Origin of the sequence: Mesorhizobium sp. NZP2298 (genome assembly GCF_013170825.1) — a bacterium.
Lineage (GTDB): Bacteria > Pseudomonadota > Alphaproteobacteria > Rhizobiales > Rhizobiaceae > Mesorhizobium.
This window is the reverse complement of sequence record NZ_CP033365.1, coordinates 2,260,578-2,279,433: the sequence shown is the minus strand read 5'-3', so window position 1 is coordinate 2,279,433 and position 18,856 is coordinate 2,260,578. Positions and strand designations below refer to the sequence as shown.

The window sequence follows — 18,856 nt, the reverse complement described above, 5'->3', positions numbered from 1 at the left end:
CCGCGAGAGGACCGTCCAGGTACATCCTCGGTTGGGATTGTGGGAGCCGGCAGCGGACGATCCGGTTCTAACCGACGTCTGCGGTAAGCTCTCGTTCCCAAACCAACCCACAATCGGTCGTCGCACTTGTCAAAGCCGCCTCCAGTACGAGTGCGACCTCATCGTTGGCGAATAGCTCAGTGTCAGATCTTCACAAACCGATAGGCGAAGCGATCGGTCTCGCCCTTGATCGAAGGATCGAACACCTTGGTCGAGTGCGCATCATCCTTGTTCGCGAGGATGGTGCTTTCCGCGTCCAGTACGAAGCCGGCTGCCTCTACCTCCTCGCGGACGGATGCAGGGTCGATCCGATGCAACGACTGAGTGTCGCTCGTGCCCGACCCAGCGGCGGCGGCGTGGTCGACGATGACGTAGCACCCACCGGGCTTCAGCCGCTCGTGGACGGCTCGATTGAAGTCGGCCGCCGTCGCGCCCCTCTTCTGGATCAGGGCGGTGTGAAGATCGTGGTAGAACAGGTGCAGCCACAGGACATCCGCTGGCTGCGTGGCCCGCGGCATCGCCACGAGGTCCGCCGAGACGACTTCGACGTTCTCTCGGCCCGGCTCCTTCGCAAGCGTCCGCATGCGGCCGACCGGATCGTTCTTGAAGTCGGCGACTTCGGCCGGCACGAAGCTGTAGACCCGACCTTCGGGTCCCACGACGTCGGAGAAAAGGCGCGTCCAGTCGCCGTCGCCTGGGTAAACGTCAATGACAGTGGAGCCCGCATCGACACGTGCGAACCGGATCAATTCGGATAGCTTGGATTGGTCGTACATCGGTATCTCCTTTATGGTTGGGCATTAGACGAGCGCGCGGGCGCGTCCATCCGCGCGGCGCGCGCCAGTGCTTGCGTGTCGACATATTCCCGGATGTTGGTCAGTCTGCCGTCCCGGACGGTGATGGCGAAGATCCAGTCATCCTCGAACGTCTTGTTCGTGGCTTTCATCCTTCCCCTCGCGAAGCCGACGACGAGGACCCGGTCTCCTTGCGCCACGAACTCCCGGGGTTCCGTGGACGTTTCTATCGACTTCGATGCTGTCTCCAGCAAATCCGCCAGCCCGGCGTGTCCGTGGCGCGTTCCGGCCAGCGGCCAGTCTTCGCCCGGAATGATCCACTCGATGTCTTCGGCGACCAACGTCAGCAGAGCCTCCCTGTCGCCGCGGCCGATCGCGGCGAAGAAGTCCTTCACGGTCTGGATGTTCTCCTCGATGATCATGGGAATTTCTCCATTTCGCACGGATCGCATCGCGCTCGATCCGATCCGTGCATCGTGGCCCTGCCGGTTGGCACGTCGTTCCTCAGTCGAACTTGACAAGGTCCTTGAAGATCAGTTGACCCCAGCTGTTTCCGCGCGCCTGGACCAGCAGCCCACCTTCCGACAGCTCGCCAAGTTTGATCGGCGCGAAACCGAGCTTTTCCGCGAGCGCACCAATCTCCGCTGCGGCAGCGTCATCGTCGCTCGCCAGGAACACGACTCTCCTGCCACCATGCACGGCCGGATCCTGGTCAAGGACGGCAGCGATCAGATGGTTGAAGCCCTTGACTAGTCTTGCACCAGGGAATGCCTGCGCGATGAACTTGGAAGAAGGCTGTCCCCCCAGTTTTTCAGGAGGCACGCCGTAGGCATTGGTCACATCGATGATGGTCTTCCCCTGCCAGGTGGCAAGCGCCTTCGCGACCTCCGGGTGCGACTCGAAACGGACAGCCAAAAAGATGATGTCCGCCTTGACCGCGTCCGCCAGCTTTTTGGGAATGACCGTCGGGCCGATCGCGGCCGCATCGGCTGCAAAGCGTTCCGGGTCGCGCGTCGTTGCAACGGACACGTCGATGCCCTTGCGGGCAAACGCCTTGGCCAGGGCCTTGCCGATATTGCCAAAGCCGATAATTGCGTAACTCACAATGTTTCTCCTATCTTGTGTGGAACTAAAGTTTGAGAAGCGGGGTCACTACTGGCGGGACTGAAGGGCCAGCCACGGGACCGCGCCGGGCTCAAACCTGCGCCATGCCTCCATCAACGGCGAGATCCACACCGGTGATGTAAGAACTCTCATCGGAGGCAAGGAACGTGACAGCAGCCGCGATTTCCTCTGGTTTACCCCTGCGACCCATTGGGATCTGGGAAGCAAACTGGGCGACCGCTTGTTCGGCTTGCTCAGGGGTAAGGCCCGTTGTTGTCGCCAAGGCGGGGGTCTCGATTGCTCCGGGGCTCATCGTATTCACTCGGATTTTGCGGTCTTTCAGCTCTAGGGTCCAAGCACGCGAGAAGTTGCGCACTGCCGCCTTACTCGCGGCGTATGCGCTGAACCCCGGCAAGCCCAGCACGTTCGAAACCGAAGAATTCAGAATAATCGAACCGCCGTCTTTGAAGAGGGGAAGGGCCTTCTGCACAGTGAAGAACAGCCCCTTCACGTTCACGTCGAAGGTCTGGTCAAAGTGGGCCTCAGTAGCCGCTGCGAGCGGTGCGATTGTCCCCGCGCCAGCGTTCGCGAAGAGAATGTCGATGTGACCATGTTTCTCTTTCACGATGGCAAAGAGCCGGTCCAGATCTTCCAAGCGTGACACGTCGCCCACGACCGTCGTAACATTAATCTTGATGAAGGCCGCGGCCTCCTTCAGCTCTTTCTCTCGTCGCCCGGTGATTACGACGTGTGCACCTTCTTCTACAAAGCGCTTGGCCGTCGCCAAGCCAATCCCGCTGCTTCCGCCTGTGATGACTGCAACCTTACCTTCGAGTTTTTTCATAATATTTCACCTTTGGTCGTGTGTTTTGTCGTAAAGTTTGAGAAGCGTGGGAGTCAGAGTTGCGCCAGGCCGCCGTCGACGGCGACCTCGCTGGCGGTCATGAAGCTGCTGTCCGGCGACGCGAGAAAGGCGGCCACCGCCGCGATCTCCGCGGGATCGGCCATGCGCTGGAGCGGAGTCATCGCGCCGTAGGCCTTCTGGCCCTCCTCGCCCAGCGCTTCCTTCGCGAGTTCAGTCGCCGTCGCCCCGGGCGACAATACATTGACCCGGATGCCGGTGCCCTTCAGGTCCTCCGCCCAGGTCCGCGCGAGGTTGCGCACGGCCGCCTTGCTCGCGCTGTAGGCAGTGAATCCCGGGGCGCCCGTGGTGCCGGCGCTCGATCCGGTCAGGATGATCGAACCGCCCGGCCCCATCAGCGGCAACGCCTTCTGGACCGTGAAGATCGTGCCCTTCACATTGGTGTCGAAGGTTTCGTCAATGTGCTCGGCGGTGATCTTGCCGAGCGGAAGCGGGCCTCCGGCCCCGGCATTGGCGAAGACGATATCGAGGCTTCCGCGCTCGGCCTTCACGGCCGCGTAGAGCCGGTCGAGGTCGGCCTCATCCGAGACCGAGCCTTTCACCCCGCGGGTATTGGGCCCAAGGTCCGCCACAGCGGCGTCGAGCGCTTCCTGTCGGCGGCCGAAGATGAAGACGAACGCGCCCTCCTCTACGAATCGCTTTGCAGCCGCGCGGCCGATGCCGGTAGCGCCGCCGGTGATGACGGCGGTCTTTCCATTCAATCTGATCATGACTTGCATCCCTCCAGGCTTCCGCCTTGGTCATTCGGGAACGTCCCGAGGCCTTGAAGATGGGTCTGCCAGGGTCAGGCGTTGAGTGGGGAAGCGCGCACATCGGTGGTGCAAAATCGATCCGGTATGGCTCGACGGCAGCCGCGACGATAAGGTTCCGCCGTTCGGAAATGCAGCCCGCTCGTAGACATGCTACGATACCGCCCTGTACTGCTGTAGGATAGGTTAGACCTTTGGACGGCGCACCGCGCGGTGCGGGATTGCACCATGATCGACTGGGATGACGTTCGCTACTTTCTTGCCGTCGCACGCGGAGGCTCGGTGCGGGCCGCCGCCAAGCACCTCGGCGTCAACCACGCGACCGTGCTTCGACGCATCGCCCAGCTTGAAGAACGCCTTGGGGCGCATATGTTCGAGAAGCTGCCTTCGGGCTATCGCCTGACGGCAGCGGGGGAGGAAGTCCTCGAGCTCGCGGAACAGATGGAAGCGTCGTCGCAGCAGCTGGAGACGCGCGTCTTCGGTCGCGACCAGAGCGTGCGCGGGCTTCTGCGCGTGACACTGGCACCGACCCTCGCGACACACCTGCTCATGCCGGACCTCGCCGATTTCGCGCATCTCCATCGCGACATCGAGATGGAAATCTTGTCGTCCGGCGAGCTGGCAAATCTGACCAACCGAGAGGCCGACGTCGCGATCCGCGTCGTTTACGACCGCAAAACCCTGCCGCTCAATCTCCACGGTCTGAAGGGACCGGAGCTGTTCGGCGGCGTCTACATATCCCGGGATCGACTAGCCGCATGGCGTTCGGGCGCGCCTGATCCCATCCGGTGGATCGTCATAAGCATTCATGGAATCCCGGACTGGGCTCACGAAGGTGAGGTTCGCACCGCCGAGGTTCCGTTCAGGGTCACGGACGGCGAGGCGCAGATCGTCGCGGTGCGGCAGGGGCTCGGGATGACGACACTGCCGTGCTTCATCGGCGATGCCGACCCCCTGCTGGTGAGGGTGCCGGGCACCGACCTGCACATGTATGGAACGCTCTGGCTTCTCACACAGGGCGAGACACGCAAGACGAAGCGCGTGCGGCTCTTCACCGAATTCATATCCCGCAGGCTCGCGGCATACGCGCCGCTTCTCACGGGGCTGTCCGTATCGCGCGACTGACGCGCGTCAGGTCGCCGGCGAAGCTTGCCGTGGATACAACTGCACCCTGCCCCGAATTTGGGCCGGAGAACGAACCCGCTGCGCGGGATGGGCGCGTGGTTTTGCCCAGGCCAATCCCGTGGCGCTGATGCCTATCCAAAGTGCTGACCGAGCTATGGGCGCCACCTGCGAATGCGAAGCATGATCGGCTGCATTGCCTTCTGCGATCGCTCGCTGGATAGTCCCGGCAATGTTCGACACGATTGCGACTCACTGGACCCAGATCCTGGCAATCATCTCGGTGGTGATGGCGACCGTCGGCATCGCCCACGCCGTCATGACCAAGGAGGATGTCCGCGCCGCCACCGGCTGGGTCGGCGTGATGGTGCTGTCACCGATCCTCGGCGTGCTGATCTATGCCGTGGCCGGCATCAACCGCATTCGCCGCGCCACGATCACCGCGCAGCGCCCGCTTGCCGGCGATGCGGTGGCCGCCAAGCACGAGGGTGACGTCGCTGCCGAGGAGGCGCTCATTGTCGAACGGTACGGGCAGCGCTTCACCGGTCTGCGGACGCTGGGCGACAGGGTGGCGCGGCGCGCGCTCAACCCAGGCAATGCCATCGACGTGCTGGAGACCGGCGACGAGGCCTATGCCGCCATGTGCAAGGCGATCGACGGCGCCGAACGAAGCGTCCTGCTTGAGACCTATATTTTCGACAATGACGCCGTCGGCCTGCTGTTCGTCGAGGCGCTGGCCGGCGCCGTCGGGCGCGGCGTCACCGTTCGGGTGCTGATCGACGCCGTCGGCGCCCGCTATTCCGTCCCCAGCATCCTGGGTCATCTGCGCAAGGCCGACGTTCCCGCCGACGTCTTCAACGGCAACATCGTCATGGGCCTGCGCTTGCCTTACGCCAATCTCAGGACCCACCGGAAGATCCTTGTGGTCGACGGCACGGTTGCCTTTACCGGCGGCATGAACATCCGCAAGGGTTTTTCCGCCGAGTTCGCGGGCCCCAACAGCGCAAGGGACACGCATTTCAAGGTCACCGGGCCTGTCGTCGCCGACCTGTTCTCGGTTGCCGCCGAAGACTGGCGTTTCGCCACCAACGAGGCCCTGAAGGGCGATGCCTGGCGAATTGCGCCGCTGTCGCCGCCACCTGGCCAACCGATGCTGGTGCGGGCGGTTGCATCCGGGCCTGATGCCAGCAATGAGACCAACCACAAACTGCTGATCGGTGCGTTCTCGGTCGCGCGCAAGTCGATCCGCCTGATGTCGCCCTATTTCCTGCCGGACCGGGAGCTGATCAGCGCCTTGATCACCGCCGCCCGACGCGGCGTCGAGATCGATGTCGTGGTGCCCGCGGTGAACAATCTCTTCCTCGTCGACCGCGCCATGACCGCGCAATTCGACCAGATCTTGAAGAACTATTGCCGCATATGGCGCACGGGAGGCCCATTCGACCATTCCAAGCTGCTTTCGATCGACGGCGTGTGGGCCTATGTCGGCTCGTCCAATCTCGACGCCCGGTCGTTGCGGCTCAACTTCGAGATCGATCTGGAGGTCCTTGACGCGGGCTTTGCCCACGAGATCGAAACCCGGATTGGATCGGCAATTGAAACGGCCATCCCTGTCACTCTGGACTCCTTGCGGGCCCGGCCCTTCATCATCCGGCTGTTCGACCGTATCCTATGGCTGGGATCACCCTATCTCTAGAGAGGTCTGACTTAAACAAAACGACGTGTTTGGCGGATAGTTTGATGTCGGTCATGGAACATAGGCGCAAAGACTCTATTTGAAGTGCATGGTGAAGGCAGCAGGAATGGCAAGCACACGATGCGAATGAACGGACGCAGCCTTCCGGCAAGCGTGCTTTTGACCATCCGTGACCGGCGGATGCGGAAGGCAAACGCAGCCGCGCACAAGGCGACCGCCGCCACTGGCACGCTGGTCGCTTCCTACAATGTCCATAAATGTATCGGTGTCGACCGGAAGTTCGACCCTGAGCGGACCAGCCGCGTCATCCGCGAAATCGACCCTGATGTCATCGCCCTGCAGGAGGCGGACAACCGTTTCGGCGACCGTGACGGCCTCCTGGATCTGCCCCGCCTCGAGCGGGAAACCGGCCTCGTGCCGGTGCCGATCTCGGCCACAGGCAAGGGTCACGGCTGGCACGGCAATGTCCTGCTGTTCAAGAAGGGTGTCGTCCGTGACGTGCATCAGATCAGGCTTCCGGGCTTGGAACCGCGCGGCGCGGTGGTGGCGGAGATCGACCTCGACGGAAACCGGACATTGCGCGTCATCGCCGCCCATCTCGGCTTGCTGCGCCATTCACGCTCCCAGCAGGCTCGCGTCGTGCTGGACATCATGAGCAGCGCCGATGAGAAGCCGACCCTGCTGCTTGGCGACCTTAACGAATGGCGGCTTGGAAACCGCTCCGCGCTCAACACGCTGCATGCGACTTTCGGGCCGCAACCGCCGGCGGTCCCCACCTTCCCTTCCAACCTGCCGCTCTTGGCGCTCGACCGGATCATGACCAATCGGCACGGAATGATAGCGGCGGTCGAAGCGCACGATACGCCGCTATCGCGCGTTGCCTCCGATCATCTGCCGCTCACAGCCTTCGTGCGCCTGGATCATATGGTTTCAGCCGATCACACCACCATGACTAGCATGATGAATGACTAGAGCATGATGCCGAAAAGTGTGAAGCGGTTTTCGGACGACATCATGCTCTATCTCCTTGATTTAGAGCCGGATTCAGATGTCAGGTCGACTCGACCTGACACGATCCGGCTCCAGGCGTCGCAAAGCGTGTGGATTTACAGTGGAACGCTCGGTTCTTCCGCGAGTTGATATGTCGAGTTTAAGTCCTGAACTCGCAGGAGGACGAAATGAAAAAATTGATTTTAGCTTCCCTTTTGGCATTGACGGCGACAGCGGCGGTCATTGCACCAACGCAAGCCGCTAGCGTCATTATCCAGTCCGACGACGGCAACCGATATTCACCGGATGATGAGTCCGATAGTGGCGGCATTATCGTTCGCCGGCACCATGACCGCCGCTATGACAATCAGTATGATGGCGACCAGAACGTCCAGTATGACAATAATGGCCAATACCGGCGCCACCACCGGCATCACCGCTGTCACACCGAAACAGTCGTGCATTGGCGCCATCACCACAGGGTGATCGAGGACGTTCGCGTCTGCGGCTAAAACCTCGGCTTGCTCGGTTCCGCCAGAACCTGATCCTGGGCGGCGAGTGAGCACCGCGAAGGTCTGGCATAGCCACGGTTCTTTACATCGACGTGGCTATGCCGCATTGCACAATTTCGCGGCCTTGCCCACAATGCGGGCATGGTCCGATCCTCCCTAGCCGTTCTGGTGATCGACGAAAATCGCATCCGTGCCTCGATCATCGAGGCGGGACTGCGCGAGGCTGGCCATGAACGGGTCACCATCATCCATGACGTGACCGGCATCGCGCGGCGGATCGCCGAGATCGAGCCGGATGTCATCGTCATCGACCTCGAAAACCCCAACCGCGACATGCTCGAAAACATGTTCCAGCTGTCGCGTGCCGTGAAGCGGCCGATCGCCATGTTCGTCGACCGCTCGGACCAGGCCTCGATCGAGGCCGCGGTCGATGCCGGCGTGTCCGCCTATGTCGTCGACGGGCTCAGGCAAGAGCGCGTCAAGCCGATCCTGGACATGGCGGTGAGCCGCTTCAATGCTTTCTCGCGCATGGCGCGCGAACTGGAAGAGGCGCGCAGCGAGCTCGAGGGCCGCAAGGTCATCGACCGCGCCAAGGGCATATTGATGAAGTCGCGCGGCCTCTCCGAAGAAGCCGCCTACACGCTGCTGCGCAAGACGGCGATGAACCAGAACCGCAAGATCAGCGAGATCGCCCAGAGCCTGGTGACTGCCGCCGGGCTGCTCGGACCGGCGGAGGACGAATGAGCATGGGTGCCGAGCATCAGATCACCGCCGGATTCATGCCGCTTTTCGACAGCGCCGTGCTGGTCGCGGCAAGCCAGCTTGGCTTCGCCGCGCGCGAAGGCATAAATCTCACGCTGCACCGCGAGACGTCCTGGGCCAACATCCGCGACCGTATCGCCATCGGCCACTTCCATCTCGCGCATATGCTGGGGCCGATGCCGCTCGCCTGCAATCTCGGGCTGACGCCGCTCGCTTCCGAAACCATCGTGCCCTTCTCGCTCGGGCTTGGCGGCAATTGCGTCACCATTTCCAACGCAGTCTGGGCCGGCATGGCCGCGCATGGCGCGGAACCCGATCTTGATCCGGCGCTAGCCGGGGCGGCACTTGGCGGCTTCATCCGCGAGCGGGCGGCGGCCGGTCGCGAGCCGTTGCGCTTCGCCGTCGTGCATCCCCATTCCGGGCACAATTACGAACTGCGCTACTGGCTGGCCGCCTGCGGCGTCGATCCCGACCGCGAAATCGAGATTGTCATTGTACCGCCGCCCTTCATGGCCGACGCGCTGGCCACTGGGCGCATCGACGGCTACTGCGTCGGCGAACCCTGGAACAGCGCCGCGGTGGCCGCCGGCACCGGCCATATCGTCACCGTCAAGGCGCAGATATGGCGCAACAGTCCGGAGAAGGTGATCGGCGTGCGCAAGTCCTGGGCGGACGAGAATCCCGAGGCTCTGGCCGCGCTGCTGCGTGCGCTGCATCATTCGGCGCGCTGGTGCCAGGATCCGGGCAACCACACCGAACTGGCTGCCCTGATGGCGCAGCCCGCCTTTCTCGGCCTGCCGCCGGCCGTGCAGATGCCGATCCTGACCGGTCATCTCCGATTGGGTGGCGAAGCGGAACGAGATGTTGACGACTTCTTCCTGCCCTTCGACAAGGCAGCGAACTTTCCTTGGAAGAGCCATGCGCTTTGGTTCTACACGCAGATGGTGCGCTGGGGGCATGTGGCACACACGCCTGAAAATCTCGCCATTGCGCGCGACTGCTACAGGCCCGACCTCTACCGCGCGGCGCTGAAGCCGCTCGGCGTGGCACTTCCCGGCGCCAACGCCAAAGTCGAGGGCGCGCTCAAGGTCGCCACCGCGGTCGGCGCGACCGGGGCGGGCCTTGTGCTCGGTCCCGACGGTTTCTTCGACGGCCAGATCTTCGATCCCGACGAGATCGACGCCTACATTGCCGGCCAGAAATCGGCCCGCGAGGAGGTCTGATCATTACAGCGACACTTTTGTGCATTGCACAAAAATTGTGCGTTCGATGGCTCCGATGAACAATCTTTGACCTGCGCGGCCTGCGGGGCCGCGCGGCGATGATCGCTTTGCATCACTGATTTCATTGACCTTTTTCCTGCCGCCCGAAACTGGAACGGTTCCTGCTTTGAATTGACCGAGCCCTTCTGGGGCACTCGAACAGGCGTCCAATGGCGGGCGCCCACAGGCAAAGCTGCCGCTCAGGTCAAGACGCGATCCGGATTTCCGGGCGCGAAGACCTGGCCGGCGGCTTTTTTGTTTTTGCCGATACGCAATCGACGGCGCTGATCCCAGGCGGCGTCAACTGGAGACGACGATGGCAATACAGATCGGGACTGTCACCACCCTCAAGGATTTCACACGCCGCGATTTTCTGGCGAGCAGCGCGCTGACAGCGGTGCTGTTCACCGCCGCGCTCCTGCTCCACTCCGCCGGCTCCAAAACTGACGGCAAGGATCCTGAAGTGACAGCGCAAAGCTCGGTTTCATCCAGCTCCCTGATGCAGCACCGCTGATAATTGCAACGAACAGACAGGCGCGGTGCCTCCCACGCCGCAAACCGGAGCCGACCATGACCTTAAATCTCCCAGCCGAGCCCAGCCAAGACAATGCTCCCCGGCAGGCGCTCGCAATGTCCACCATCGCCTTCACCGTCTGCTTCGCGGTGTGGACGATCTTTTCGATCATCGGCGTGCGCATCAAGCAGGAGCTTGGGCTGAATGAGACTGAGTTCGGCCTGCTCGTCGGCACGCCGATCCTGACTGGTTCGCTCGTGCGCATGGTGCTCGGCGTCTGGACCGACCGCTATGGCGGGCGGCTGGTCTACACGGCGACCATGCTTGCCGCGGCGGCCGCGACCTTCCTGCTGGCCTTTGCGCATACCTATGGGCAGATGCTGGTCGCAGCGCTTGGCGTCGGGCTCGCCGGCGGCTCCTTCGCCGTTGGCGTCTCCTATGTCTCGCGCCTCTTCCCCGCCGACCGGCAGGGCACGGCCCTTGGCATCTTCGGCGCCGGCAATGTCGGGGCTGCGGTCACCAAGTTCCTGGCGCCCTTCGTGCTTCTCTCCTGGGGCTGGCAGTCGGTCGCGCTGATCTGGGCGGCCGCACTCGTCGTCATGGCCGCCATCTTCTGGCTCGCCACCAGCGACGATCCGGTCATCCGCGAGCGCCGTGCCGGCAAGGCAGCACCGACCAGAAGCTTCTGGCAGGAATTCGCGCCGCTCAAGAACCTGCAGGTCTGGCGCTTCGCCTTTTACTATTTCTTCGCCTTCGGCGCGTTCGTGGCGCTGTCGCTGTGGCTGCCGCGCTACCTGATCGGCGTTTACGGGTTCGGGCTTGCGACCGCCGGCATGATCGGCGCCGCCTATTCGATTCCCGCGAGCGTCTTCCGCGCCTATGGCGGCGTACTTTCCGACCGGATCGGCGCCCGTACCGTGCTCTATTCGACCTTCACCGTCAGTGCCGTCGCGACTCTCGTTCTGTCTCTCCCCTCGGCAGACTACGTCGTGCGCGGCATCAGCGGGCCGATCGCCTTCCATTTCGAGATTGGCCCGCTCGCTTTCATCGCCGTTGCCTGCGTGCTTGGCTTCTTCATGAGTCTCGGCAAGGCTGCGGTCTACAAGCACATTCCCGCCTACTATCCGCAGAATGTCGGTGCTGTAGGAGGCGTCGTGGGCATGATCGGCGGGCTCGGCGGCTTTGTCCTCCCGATCGCCTTCGGCGCGCTCAACGACCTCACCGGCGTCTGGTCGAGCTGCTTCATGCTGCTGTTCCTGATTGTCGTCGCCTGCCTTGCCTGGATGCATGTCTCCATCCGCCGCATGGAGCGTGCGGCATCTGCTGAAGCTTCACCCCTTTCCTACGCGGCTGAGTGAGACTGGATATGACCGAGAAACTCGTCATCATCGGCAACGGCATGGCTCCCGGGCGCATGCTGGAGCATCTGCTGGAAAAGGCGCCCGGCCGCTACCAGGTCACCATCTTCAACGCCGAGCCGCGCGTGAACTACGACCGCATCATGCTGTCGCCTGTTCTGTCGGGCGAGAAGGATTATGAGGAGATCATCATCCATGGTGACGGTTGGTACATCAAGCACGGCATCACCCTCTACAAGGGCCACAAGATCGTTGCCATCGACCGGCAGGCCAAGACCGTTACCTCCGATCATGGCGTCACAGAGCCTTACGACAGACTGGTCATCGCCACCGGTTCGGTGCCGTTCATCATTCCGGTGCCCGGTCACAATCTGCCCGGCGTGCTGACCTATCGCGATCTGGACGATGTACGCGCCATGATGCTTGCCGCCCAGTCGCGGGCCAAGGCCGTGGTCATCGGCGGCGGCCTGCTCGGGCTGGAGGCGGCGGCCGGACTGAATGCGCAAGGCATGGACGTCACCGTGCTGCATGTCATGCCGACGCTGATGGAGCGCCAGCTCGATCCGGCCGCCGGCTACCTGCTGCAGCGCGCGGTGGAGCAGCGCGGCATCAAGGTCATCACCAAGGCCAACACGCAGGCAATCAGCGGCAACGGCAAGGTAGAGCAGGTGGAACTCGCCGACGGCACCGTCATTCCGGCAACGCTGGTGGTGATGGCGGTCGGCATCAGGCCGAATGCGGCACTGGCGAAAGAGGCTGATATCGCCGTCAACAGAGGCATCGTCGTCGACGCCGGCATGCGCAGCAACGACCCCGACATTTACGCGCTCGGCGAATGCGCCGAGGTCAACGGCATGGTCTACGGGTTGGTGGCACCGCTCTACGAAATGGCGCGTGTTGCGGCGAGCCAACTCGCCGGCGACGAGGCTGCCGCCTTCGTCCATTCCGACACGCCGACCAAGCTCAAGGTCACCGGCATCGACTTGTTCTCGCTTGGCGACTTCGCCGATGGCGACGACCGCCAGGAGATCGTGCTGCGCGATGCTTCGGCCGGCGTCTACAAGCGCTTGGTGCTCAAGGACGACCGCATCATCGGCACGGTGCTCTATGGCGAAACATCAGACGGCGCCTGGTTCAACGATCTGAAGAAGAAGCAGACCGATATTTCGGAGATGCGTGACACGCTTATTTTCGGTCAGTCATACCAGGGGGGTGCCCCGCTGGACCCTATGGCGGCCGTTGCAGCCTTGCCGGATGATGCGGAAATCTGCGGCTGCAACGGCGTTTGCAAGGGAAAGATCACTGGCGCGATCACGGGCAAGGGCCTGACCTCGCTCGACGATGTGCGTGCCCACACCAAGGCATCGGCCTCCTGCGGCTCCTGCACGGGATTGGTCGAGAAGCTGATGGTGCTGACCCTTGGCGATGCGTACAACCCCGCCGCCGTGCAGCCTATGTGCTCCTGCACCACGCTCGGCCATGACGAGGTACGCCGGCTGATCAAGGCCAAGCACCTGAAGACCATTCCCGCCGTCATGCAGGAGCTGGAATGGAAGACCTCCTGCGGCTGCGCCAAATGCCGGCCGGCGCTCAACTACTACCTCGTCTGCGACTGGCCGGATGACTACGCCGACGACTACCAGTCGCGCTTCATCAACGAGCGCGTCCACGCCAATATCCAGAAGGACGGCACCTATTCAGTGGTGCCGCGCATGTGGGGCGGCGTCACCAACGCCGCCGAACTGCGCGCCATCGCCGATGTCGTCGACAAGTTCGGGATCCCGATGGTCAAGGTCACCGGCGGCCAGCGCATCGACATGCTCGGCATCCGCAAGGAGGACCTGCCGGCGGTGTGGGCCGATCTCGGCCAGGCCGGCTTCGTCTCCGGCCACGCCTACGCCAAGGGCCTGCGCACGGTGAAGACCTGTGTCGGCTCGGACTGGTGCCGCTTCGGCACGCAGGATTCGACGGGGCTCGGCATCCGCATCGAAAAATTCATGTGGGGCTCATGGACCCCGGCCAAGGTCAAGATGGCGGTGTCGGGCTGTCCCAGGAACTGCGCCGAGGCGACCTGCAAGGATGTCGGCGTCATCTGCGTCGACTCTGGCTACGAGATCCATTTCGCCGGCGCCGCCGGCCTCGACATCAAGGGCACCGAAGTGCTCGGCCTTGTGAAGACCGAGGATGAGGCGCTGGAGCACATCGTGGCGCTGACACAGATGTACCGCGAGCAGGGCCGCTATCTCGAGCGCATCTACAAATGGGCCAAGCGCATCGGCATCCCCGAGATCAAGCGCCAGATCATGGACGATGATGCCAAGCGCAAGGCCTATTACGACCGCTTCGTCTTCTCCCAGAAATTCGCCCAGGTCGACCCATGGTCGGAACGCGTCTCCGGCAAGGACAAGCACGAGTTTCGGCCGATGGCTTCGGTCGGGTTTGCCGAGGCGGCGGAGTGAGCGCGTGTTCCTGAAAAGAGGGAACCGGTTTTCGGTCGAGAACACGCGCAAAAAGGGAATTCACATGAATTGGATATCGATCGGCACGATCTCCGACATCCCCCGTCGCGGCGCGCGCTGCGTCGCCACTCCGCAAGGTAAGGTCGCCGTCTTCCGCACCCAGGACGATCAGGTCTTCGCCATCGACGATCACTGCCCGCACAGAGGCGGTCCACTGAGCCAGGGCATCGTCCATGGCGCGGCGGTGACCTGTCCCTTGCACAATTGGGTGATCTCGCTGGAGACGGGCAAGGCGCTCGGCGCCGACGAAGGCGTGGTGCGCACCATCCCGGTCAAGGTCGAGGGCGAACGCCTGTTCCTGGCACTGGAAGCGCTGGCGAGCCATGCGGCCTGAACACATGCAGATTGACGAGGCACGCGAGGTGAGGACCACCTGCCCCTATTGCGGGGTGGGCTGCGGCGTGCTGGCCAAGGTCGCCGCGGACGGGCAGGTGTCTGTCCGCGGCGACCCCGATCATCCCGCGAATTTCGGCCGGCTCTGCTCCAAGGGTTCCGCGCTGGCCGAGACGATCGGCCTCGACGGCAGGTTGCTTCATCCCGAAATCCACGGCCGCCGGACAGGCTGGGATGAGGCGCTCGACCTCGTCGCTTCGACCTTCTCGCAAACCATCGCCGAACACGGCCCGGATGCGGTCGCCTTCTATGTCTCGGGCCAATTGCTGACCGAGGATTATTACCTCGCCAACAAGCTGATGAAAGGCTTCATCGGCTCGGCCAACATCGACACCAATTCTCGCCTCTGCATGGCCTCGTCCGTAGCCGGCCACCGCCGCGCCTTCGGCTCCGACACGGTGCCGGGAACCTACGAGGACCTTGAACTCGCCGACCTCATCGTGCTGGTCGGCTCCAACCTCGCCTGGTGCCACCCCGTGCTCTACCAGCGCATCGCGGCGGCCCGGGAGAAACGGCCCGGGATGAAGATCGTGCTCATCGACCCGCGCCGCACCATGAGCGCTGACATAGCTGACATGCATCTGGCGATCGCGCCCGATGGCGACGCCGCTTTGTTCACCGGCCTGCTCGCCTGGCTCGGCCAGCACAATGCGCTCGACCGCGCCTATATCACGGCGCACACGACCGGCTTCGGCCAAGCCCTTTTCGCTGCCTCCACGCTCGATCTTGCCGGTGTTGCCACGGCCACCGGCCTTAGCGAAGACGAGCTTGGCCATTTCTATAGCCTGTTTGCCGCGACCTCCAGGACAGTGACGGTCTACAGCCAGGGTGTGAACCAGTCGTCGTCGGGCACCGACAAGGTCAATGCCATCATCAACTGTCATCTCGCCACCGGCCGCATCGGCAAGCCGGGAGCCGGGCCGTTCTCCGTGACCGGCCAGCCCAACGCCATGGGCGGCCGTGAGGTGGGCGGCATGGCGAATATGCTCGCCGCCCATATGGAGATCGACAACGCCGAGCACCGTGACCGCGTGCGGCGCTTCTGGAACGCGCCTGATATCGCGCAAAAACCCGGGCTGAAGGCCGTCGAGATGTTTCAAGCCGTGGCCGACGGCCGCATCAAGGCGCTGTGGGTCATGGCCACCAACCCGGTCGATTCGATGCCGGACGCCGACGCCGTCGAAGCGGCAATCAAGGCTTGCCCGTTCGTCGTGGTGTCGGACGTGCTGGCCAGCACGGACACGGTGCGCCACGCCCATGTAAGGCTGCCGGCCACGGCCTGGGGCGAAAAGGACGGCACCGTCACCAATTCGGAACGCCGTATCTCGCGCCAGCGCGCCTTTCTGCCTCCGCCCGGTGAGGCGCGGCCCGACTGGTGGATTGTCGCCGAAGTGGCGCGACGGATGGGGTTTGCCGAGGCGTTTACGCATACGGTCCCTGCTGAGGTTTTCGCCGAGCACGCCGCGCTGTCGGGCTACGAGAACGATGGCGCGCGGGATTTCGATATCGGCGCTTATGGCCGCGTTGATACTGCGGCTTACGAGGGATTGACGCCGTTCCAATGGCCGGCACCGGCCTTACCCCCCTCCCCCTTGGGAGGAGGGTCGGCTCACTGGTTGAGCGAAGCGGGACAAGCGAACCAGGATGAGATTGTCGCCGGCGACCCCCTCTGGCCTGTTCGCTTCTTCGCCAACGGTGGCTATTTCACACCCGACCGCAAAGCCCGCTTCATAGCCATCCGTCCCACCACCGAAATCCGCGCCACCCCCGACTTCCCCCTCATCCTCAACACCGGCCGCATCCGCGACCACTGGCACACCATGACGCGCACCGGCAAAAGCCCGCGTCTTTCCCAGCACATCGCCGAGCCCTTTGTCGAAATCCACCCCGTGGACGCGCAGCACCACGGCATCGACGATGCCGACATCGTGCGTATCTCTAGCCAACGCGGTGATGTGCTGGTCCGCGCCCTGATCACGTCCCGCCAGCGCCAGGGCAGCGTCTTCGCACCAATGCACTGGACCGACCAGTTCGCGGCAAGGGGCCGGCTCGACGCGCTGACCACGCAGCTCGTCGATCCGGTCTCAGGCCAACCCGCGCTGAAACACGTCGCCGCTCGCATGGAGAAATTTGCCGCCAAGGCTTTTGGTTTTGCCGTCACACGGCAACGCCCCGCGACCATTGCCGCAGACTATTGGGCGCTTGCCCGCTGCAAGGGTGGCTGGCGGGTAGAGCTTGCCTTCGCTGACGATGGCATCGACTGGACGGGCTTTGCCCAATCCCTGTTCGCCACGTCACCCGATGCTCAGATGCTCGCCTATCACGACCGCGACGCCGGCCGGCATCGCATCGCCGCCTTCGACCGTGAGCACCTCGTGGGCGCCTTGTTCGTCGCGCCTGGCCCGGTCGCGGTGTCGCGTGGCTGGGCGGCCGAACAACTCGAGGAGGTTTACGCCAGCCAGCGTGAACGCTTCCGGATCGTCGCCGGCCGCGCCGGTGCCGACCGGCCCGATGCCGGCGCCGCCGTCTGCTCCTGTTTCAACGTCGGCGCCAACCAGATCGTGGCGGCAGTGACAGCCGGCTGCGCCACCGTCGAAGCCATCGGCGGTGCGCTGAAGGCCGGCACCAATTGCGGCTCCTGCCGGTCTGAGATCCGCGCCCTCATCCAGGCCAATCGCGTCCAGGCCGCCGAGTGAGCCGCCCCCTCGTCAGCTGACGAAATAGCGCTGCCACTCGAAGTCGGTGATGTGCGACGCCTGCCAGGCATCGAACGCTGCCTGCTCCGCCCGCCGGCTCTCGGCGTAATTGTCGCGGAACGCTTCACCGAACGCCTCGGCGCAGAAGTCCGACGCGGCGAATGCCTCGATCGAGGCATTGAGCGTGCGCGGCAGTTTCGGCTTGTCGAGAGTGGCGAGGTTGGATGTCACCGGCGCTTCCAGCGGCAGCTCCTTTTCGATGCCCTCGCAGCCCGCCGCCAGGATCGCCGCGATCGACAGATAGGGATTGATGTCGGCGCCCGGCGCGCGATGCTCCAGCCGGCAGGCGCCGTCATTGGGCGTGGTGATGGCGCGGATTGGCGCGGTGCGGTTCTCGAAGCCCCAGGCGACATCTTCCGGTGACCAGGCGCCACGGTCGAAGCGGCGGTAGGAATTGACCGTCGGCCGGAACATGAGATGCGTTTCCTGCATCCGGTTGAGCACGCCGGCGAGGAATTTCTCGGCGACCGGCGTCAGCTTGTTCGGGCCAGCGGCGAAGGCCGGCTTGCCGTCGCGCCACAGGCTGACATGGTGATGCGCGCCACAAGCGCTTTCCTTGCCCGGCGGCTGGAAGCGGGTCATGAAGGTGGCAACTAGGCCCCGCTCGGCGCAGAGCTCGCGCAGGTGCAGCTTGGCGCGCATAGCGTCATCGGCTGCCTGCAGCGGGGTCTTCGGCGTCAGCGCATATTCATACATGCCATAGCCATATTCGGTGACCAGCGAGGCAACGCCGATACCGATGCTCTTCATCCGGGTGATGAACTCGGCGGCGAAGTCCTGATATTCGCCGCTGCGCACCAGATCATAGTTGATCAGCGAATGGCCCCAGGGCTTCAGCTCACGATAGCGCCCGGCGCGCATCAGATCGTGGTCGGCATGGAAGATGCCGAACTCGTATTCCAGCGCGAACATTGGCTCGTAGCCGAGCCCCCTGGCGCGCTCCTCGACACGAGCCAGCACGCCGCGCGGATCGAACGGACAGACCGCACCGTCGAGCATGTAGGAGCGGGTAATGGCCGAGGCGAATTTCGGCTTCCAGCCATGCCGCACAACGGTCGCCGGATCGATGATCCCCTTGATGTTGGGAAAGCCGTTCTCCTCATTGGCGCTGGGCGAAGCAAACGCGACATCGCCCATCGGCTGGCCGTCGCCATGGGTGACGCAATAGAGGATGGCGTTGATGGATTCGCCATGGGTCGACAGCTTCAACGGTGCGATCTTGGAGCGGAATGCGCCCGACGTGTCGACCGTATGCACCTCGATGAACTCGACCCCGTCTGCCGCGAGTTTCTTCTGCAACGCCTCGAGCTGGGGCGCGTAAGCCGCGGCCTTGTCCTCAAATTCCACTTTCAGTCCTCCACCAA

The 18,856-nt window shown here is 63.5% G+C and carries 17 protein-coding genes; 11 read left to right on the top strand and 6 right to left on the bottom strand.

Annotation, left to right across the window (positions count from 1 at the left end):
- Positions 1-182: 182 nt before the first annotated feature.
- The 5 genes from EB231_RS10985 to EB231_RS10965 all read right to left on the bottom strand — a co-directional run bounded on the left by EB231_RS10985 (position 183) and on the right by EB231_RS10965 (position 3,569).
- Positions 183-815 carry a class I SAM-dependent methyltransferase gene (locus tag EB231_RS10985; protein WP_172348825.1) on the bottom strand — a complete coding sequence of 211 codons (633 nt, stop codon included), beginning with the start codon at positions 813-815 and terminating at the stop codon, positions 183-185.
- Between the two features lie 11 nt (positions 816-826).
- Positions 827-1,255, bottom strand: coding sequence for a nuclear transport factor 2 family protein (locus EB231_RS10980; protein WP_172348824.1), 429 nt, complete (start codon positions 1,253-1,255; stop codon positions 827-829).
- 82 nt (positions 1,256-1,337) lie between these two features.
- The gene (locus EB231_RS10975; protein ID WP_172348823.1) at positions 1,338-1,937 is read right to left on the bottom strand and encodes an NADPH-dependent F420 reductase; all 600 of its coding nucleotides are present in this window, start codon (positions 1,935-1,937) and stop codon (positions 1,338-1,340) included.
- Between the two features lie 91 nt (positions 1,938-2,028).
- The gene (locus EB231_RS10970; protein WP_172348822.1) at positions 2,029-2,781 is read right to left on the bottom strand and encodes an SDR family NAD(P)-dependent oxidoreductase; all 753 of its coding nucleotides are present in this window, start codon (positions 2,779-2,781) and stop codon (positions 2,029-2,031) included.
- A 53-nt stretch (positions 2,782-2,834) separates the two neighbouring features.
- Entirely contained in the window at positions 2,835-3,569 is a 735-nt protein-coding gene (locus EB231_RS10965) for an SDR family NAD(P)-dependent oxidoreductase (RefSeq protein ID WP_172348821.1), read from the bottom strand.
- 267 nt (positions 3,570-3,836) lie between these two features.
- On the opposite strand from EB231_RS10965, the gene EB231_RS10960 reads away from it, so the two are divergent.
- The 11 genes from EB231_RS10960 (at position 3,837) to EB231_RS10910 (ending at position 17,432) form a co-directional block, all read left to right on the top strand.
- Positions 3,837-4,733: a LysR family transcriptional regulator gene (locus tag EB231_RS10960; RefSeq protein WP_172348820.1), complete on the top strand. Its 897-nt coding sequence runs from the start codon at positions 3,837-3,839 to the stop codon at positions 4,731-4,733.
- A 229-nt stretch (positions 4,734-4,962) separates the two neighbouring features.
- Positions 4,963-6,426 (top strand): phospholipase D-like domain-containing protein, encoded by a 1,464-nt coding sequence (locus EB231_RS10955; protein ID WP_172348819.1) that lies wholly within the window; start codon positions 4,963-4,965, stop codon positions 6,424-6,426.
- Between the two features lie 120 nt (positions 6,427-6,546).
- Complete coding sequence (locus tag EB231_RS10950; protein ID WP_172348818.1) at positions 6,547-7,398, top strand: endonuclease/exonuclease/phosphatase family protein; 852 nt, start codon at positions 6,547-6,549, stop codon at positions 7,396-7,398.
- A gap of 206 nt (positions 7,399-7,604) precedes the next feature.
- Complete coding sequence (locus EB231_RS10945) at positions 7,605-7,928, top strand: hypothetical protein (RefSeq protein ID WP_172348817.1); 324 nt, start codon at positions 7,605-7,607, stop codon at positions 7,926-7,928.
- A 141-nt stretch (positions 7,929-8,069) separates the two neighbouring features.
- The gene (locus EB231_RS10940; protein WP_172348816.1) at positions 8,070-8,672 is read left to right on the top strand and encodes an ANTAR domain-containing response regulator; all 603 of its coding nucleotides are present in this window, start codon (positions 8,070-8,072) and stop codon (positions 8,670-8,672) included.
- Positions 8,673-8,674: 2 nt separating this feature from the next.
- Positions 8,675-9,913: a CmpA/NrtA family ABC transporter substrate-binding protein gene (locus EB231_RS10935; protein ID WP_172352864.1), complete on the top strand. Its 1,239-nt coding sequence runs from the start codon at positions 8,675-8,677 to the stop codon at positions 9,911-9,913.
- A gap of 355 nt (positions 9,914-10,268) precedes the next feature.
- Entirely contained in the window at positions 10,269-10,466 is a 198-nt protein-coding gene (locus tag EB231_RS10930; RefSeq protein ID WP_172348815.1) for a hypothetical protein, read from the top strand.
- 56 nt (positions 10,467-10,522) lie between these two features.
- On the top strand, positions 10,523-11,824 hold the full coding sequence (locus EB231_RS10925; RefSeq protein WP_172348814.1) for an MFS transporter: 1,302 nt from the start codon (positions 10,523-10,525) through the stop codon (positions 11,822-11,824).
- A gap of 8 nt (positions 11,825-11,832) precedes the next feature.
- Positions 11,833-14,283: a nitrite reductase large subunit NirB gene (nirB, locus tag EB231_RS10920; protein ID WP_172348813.1), complete on the top strand. Its 2,451-nt coding sequence runs from the start codon at positions 11,833-11,835 to the stop codon at positions 14,281-14,283.
- Positions 14,284-14,347: 64 nt separating this feature from the next.
- On the top strand, positions 14,348-14,677 hold the full coding sequence (gene nirD, locus EB231_RS10915) for a nitrite reductase small subunit NirD (RefSeq protein WP_172348812.1): 330 nt from the start codon (positions 14,348-14,350) through the stop codon (positions 14,675-14,677).
- 4 nt (positions 14,678-14,681) lie between these two features.
- Positions 14,682-17,432, top strand: a complete 2,751-nt coding sequence (locus tag EB231_RS10910) for a nitrate reductase (protein WP_172352863.1) — start codon at positions 14,682-14,684, stop codon at positions 17,430-17,432.
- Between the two features lie 12 nt (positions 17,433-17,444).
- Here the strand turns inward: EB231_RS10910 and EB231_RS10905 are convergent, their stop codons facing one another.
- Positions 17,445-18,839, bottom strand: coding sequence for a glutamine synthetase family protein (locus EB231_RS10905; protein ID WP_172348811.1), 1,395 nt, complete (start codon positions 18,837-18,839; stop codon positions 17,445-17,447).
- Positions 18,840-18,856: the final 17 nt, after the last annotated feature.

Excerpts from the sequence above, each read along its gene's own strand:
- EB231_RS10985 (WP_172348825.1), bottom strand. The coding sequence starts at position 815 with ATGTACGACCAATCCAAGCTATCCGAATTGATCCGGTTCGCACGTGTC.
- EB231_RS10955 (WP_172348819.1), top strand. The coding sequence starts at position 4,963 with ATGTTCGACACGATTGCGACTCACTGGACCCAGATCCTGGCAATCATC.
- EB231_RS10980 (WP_172348824.1), bottom strand. The coding sequence starts at position 1,255 with ATGATCATCGAGGAGAACATCCAGACCGTGAAGGACTTCTTCGCCGCG.
- nirB (WP_172348813.1), top strand. The coding sequence starts at position 11,833 with ATGACCGAGAAACTCGTCATCATCGGCAACGGCATGGCTCCCGGGCGC.
- EB231_RS10925 (WP_172348814.1), top strand. The coding sequence starts at position 10,523 with ATGACCTTAAATCTCCCAGCCGAGCCCAGCCAAGACAATGCTCCCCGG.
- EB231_RS10910 (WP_172352863.1), top strand. The coding sequence starts at position 14,682 with ATGCAGATTGACGAGGCACGCGAGGTGAGGACCACCTGCCCCTATTGC.
- EB231_RS10965 (WP_172348821.1), bottom strand. The coding sequence starts at position 3,569 with ATGATCAGATTGAATGGAAAGACCGCCGTCATCACCGGCGGCGCTACC.
- EB231_RS10945 (WP_172348817.1), top strand. The coding sequence starts at position 7,605 with ATGAAAAAATTGATTTTAGCTTCCCTTTTGGCATTGACGGCGACAGCG.
- EB231_RS10930 (WP_172348815.1), top strand. The coding sequence starts at position 10,269 with ATGGCAATACAGATCGGGACTGTCACCACCCTCAAGGATTTCACACGC.
- nirD (WP_172348812.1), top strand. The coding sequence starts at position 14,348 with ATGAATTGGATATCGATCGGCACGATCTCCGACATCCCCCGTCGCGGC.
- EB231_RS10935 (WP_172352864.1), top strand. The coding sequence starts at position 8,675 with ATGGGTGCCGAGCATCAGATCACCGCCGGATTCATGCCGCTTTTCGAC.
- EB231_RS10950 (WP_172348818.1), top strand. The coding sequence starts at position 6,547 with ATGCGAATGAACGGACGCAGCCTTCCGGCAAGCGTGCTTTTGACCATC.
- EB231_RS10960 (WP_172348820.1), top strand. The coding sequence starts at position 3,837 with ATGATCGACTGGGATGACGTTCGCTACTTTCTTGCCGTCGCACGCGGA.
- EB231_RS10940 (WP_172348816.1), top strand. The coding sequence starts at position 8,070 with ATGGTCCGATCCTCCCTAGCCGTTCTGGTGATCGACGAAAATCGCATC.
- EB231_RS10970 (WP_172348822.1), bottom strand. The coding sequence starts at position 2,781 with ATGAAAAAACTCGAAGGTAAGGTTGCAGTCATCACAGGCGGAAGCAGC.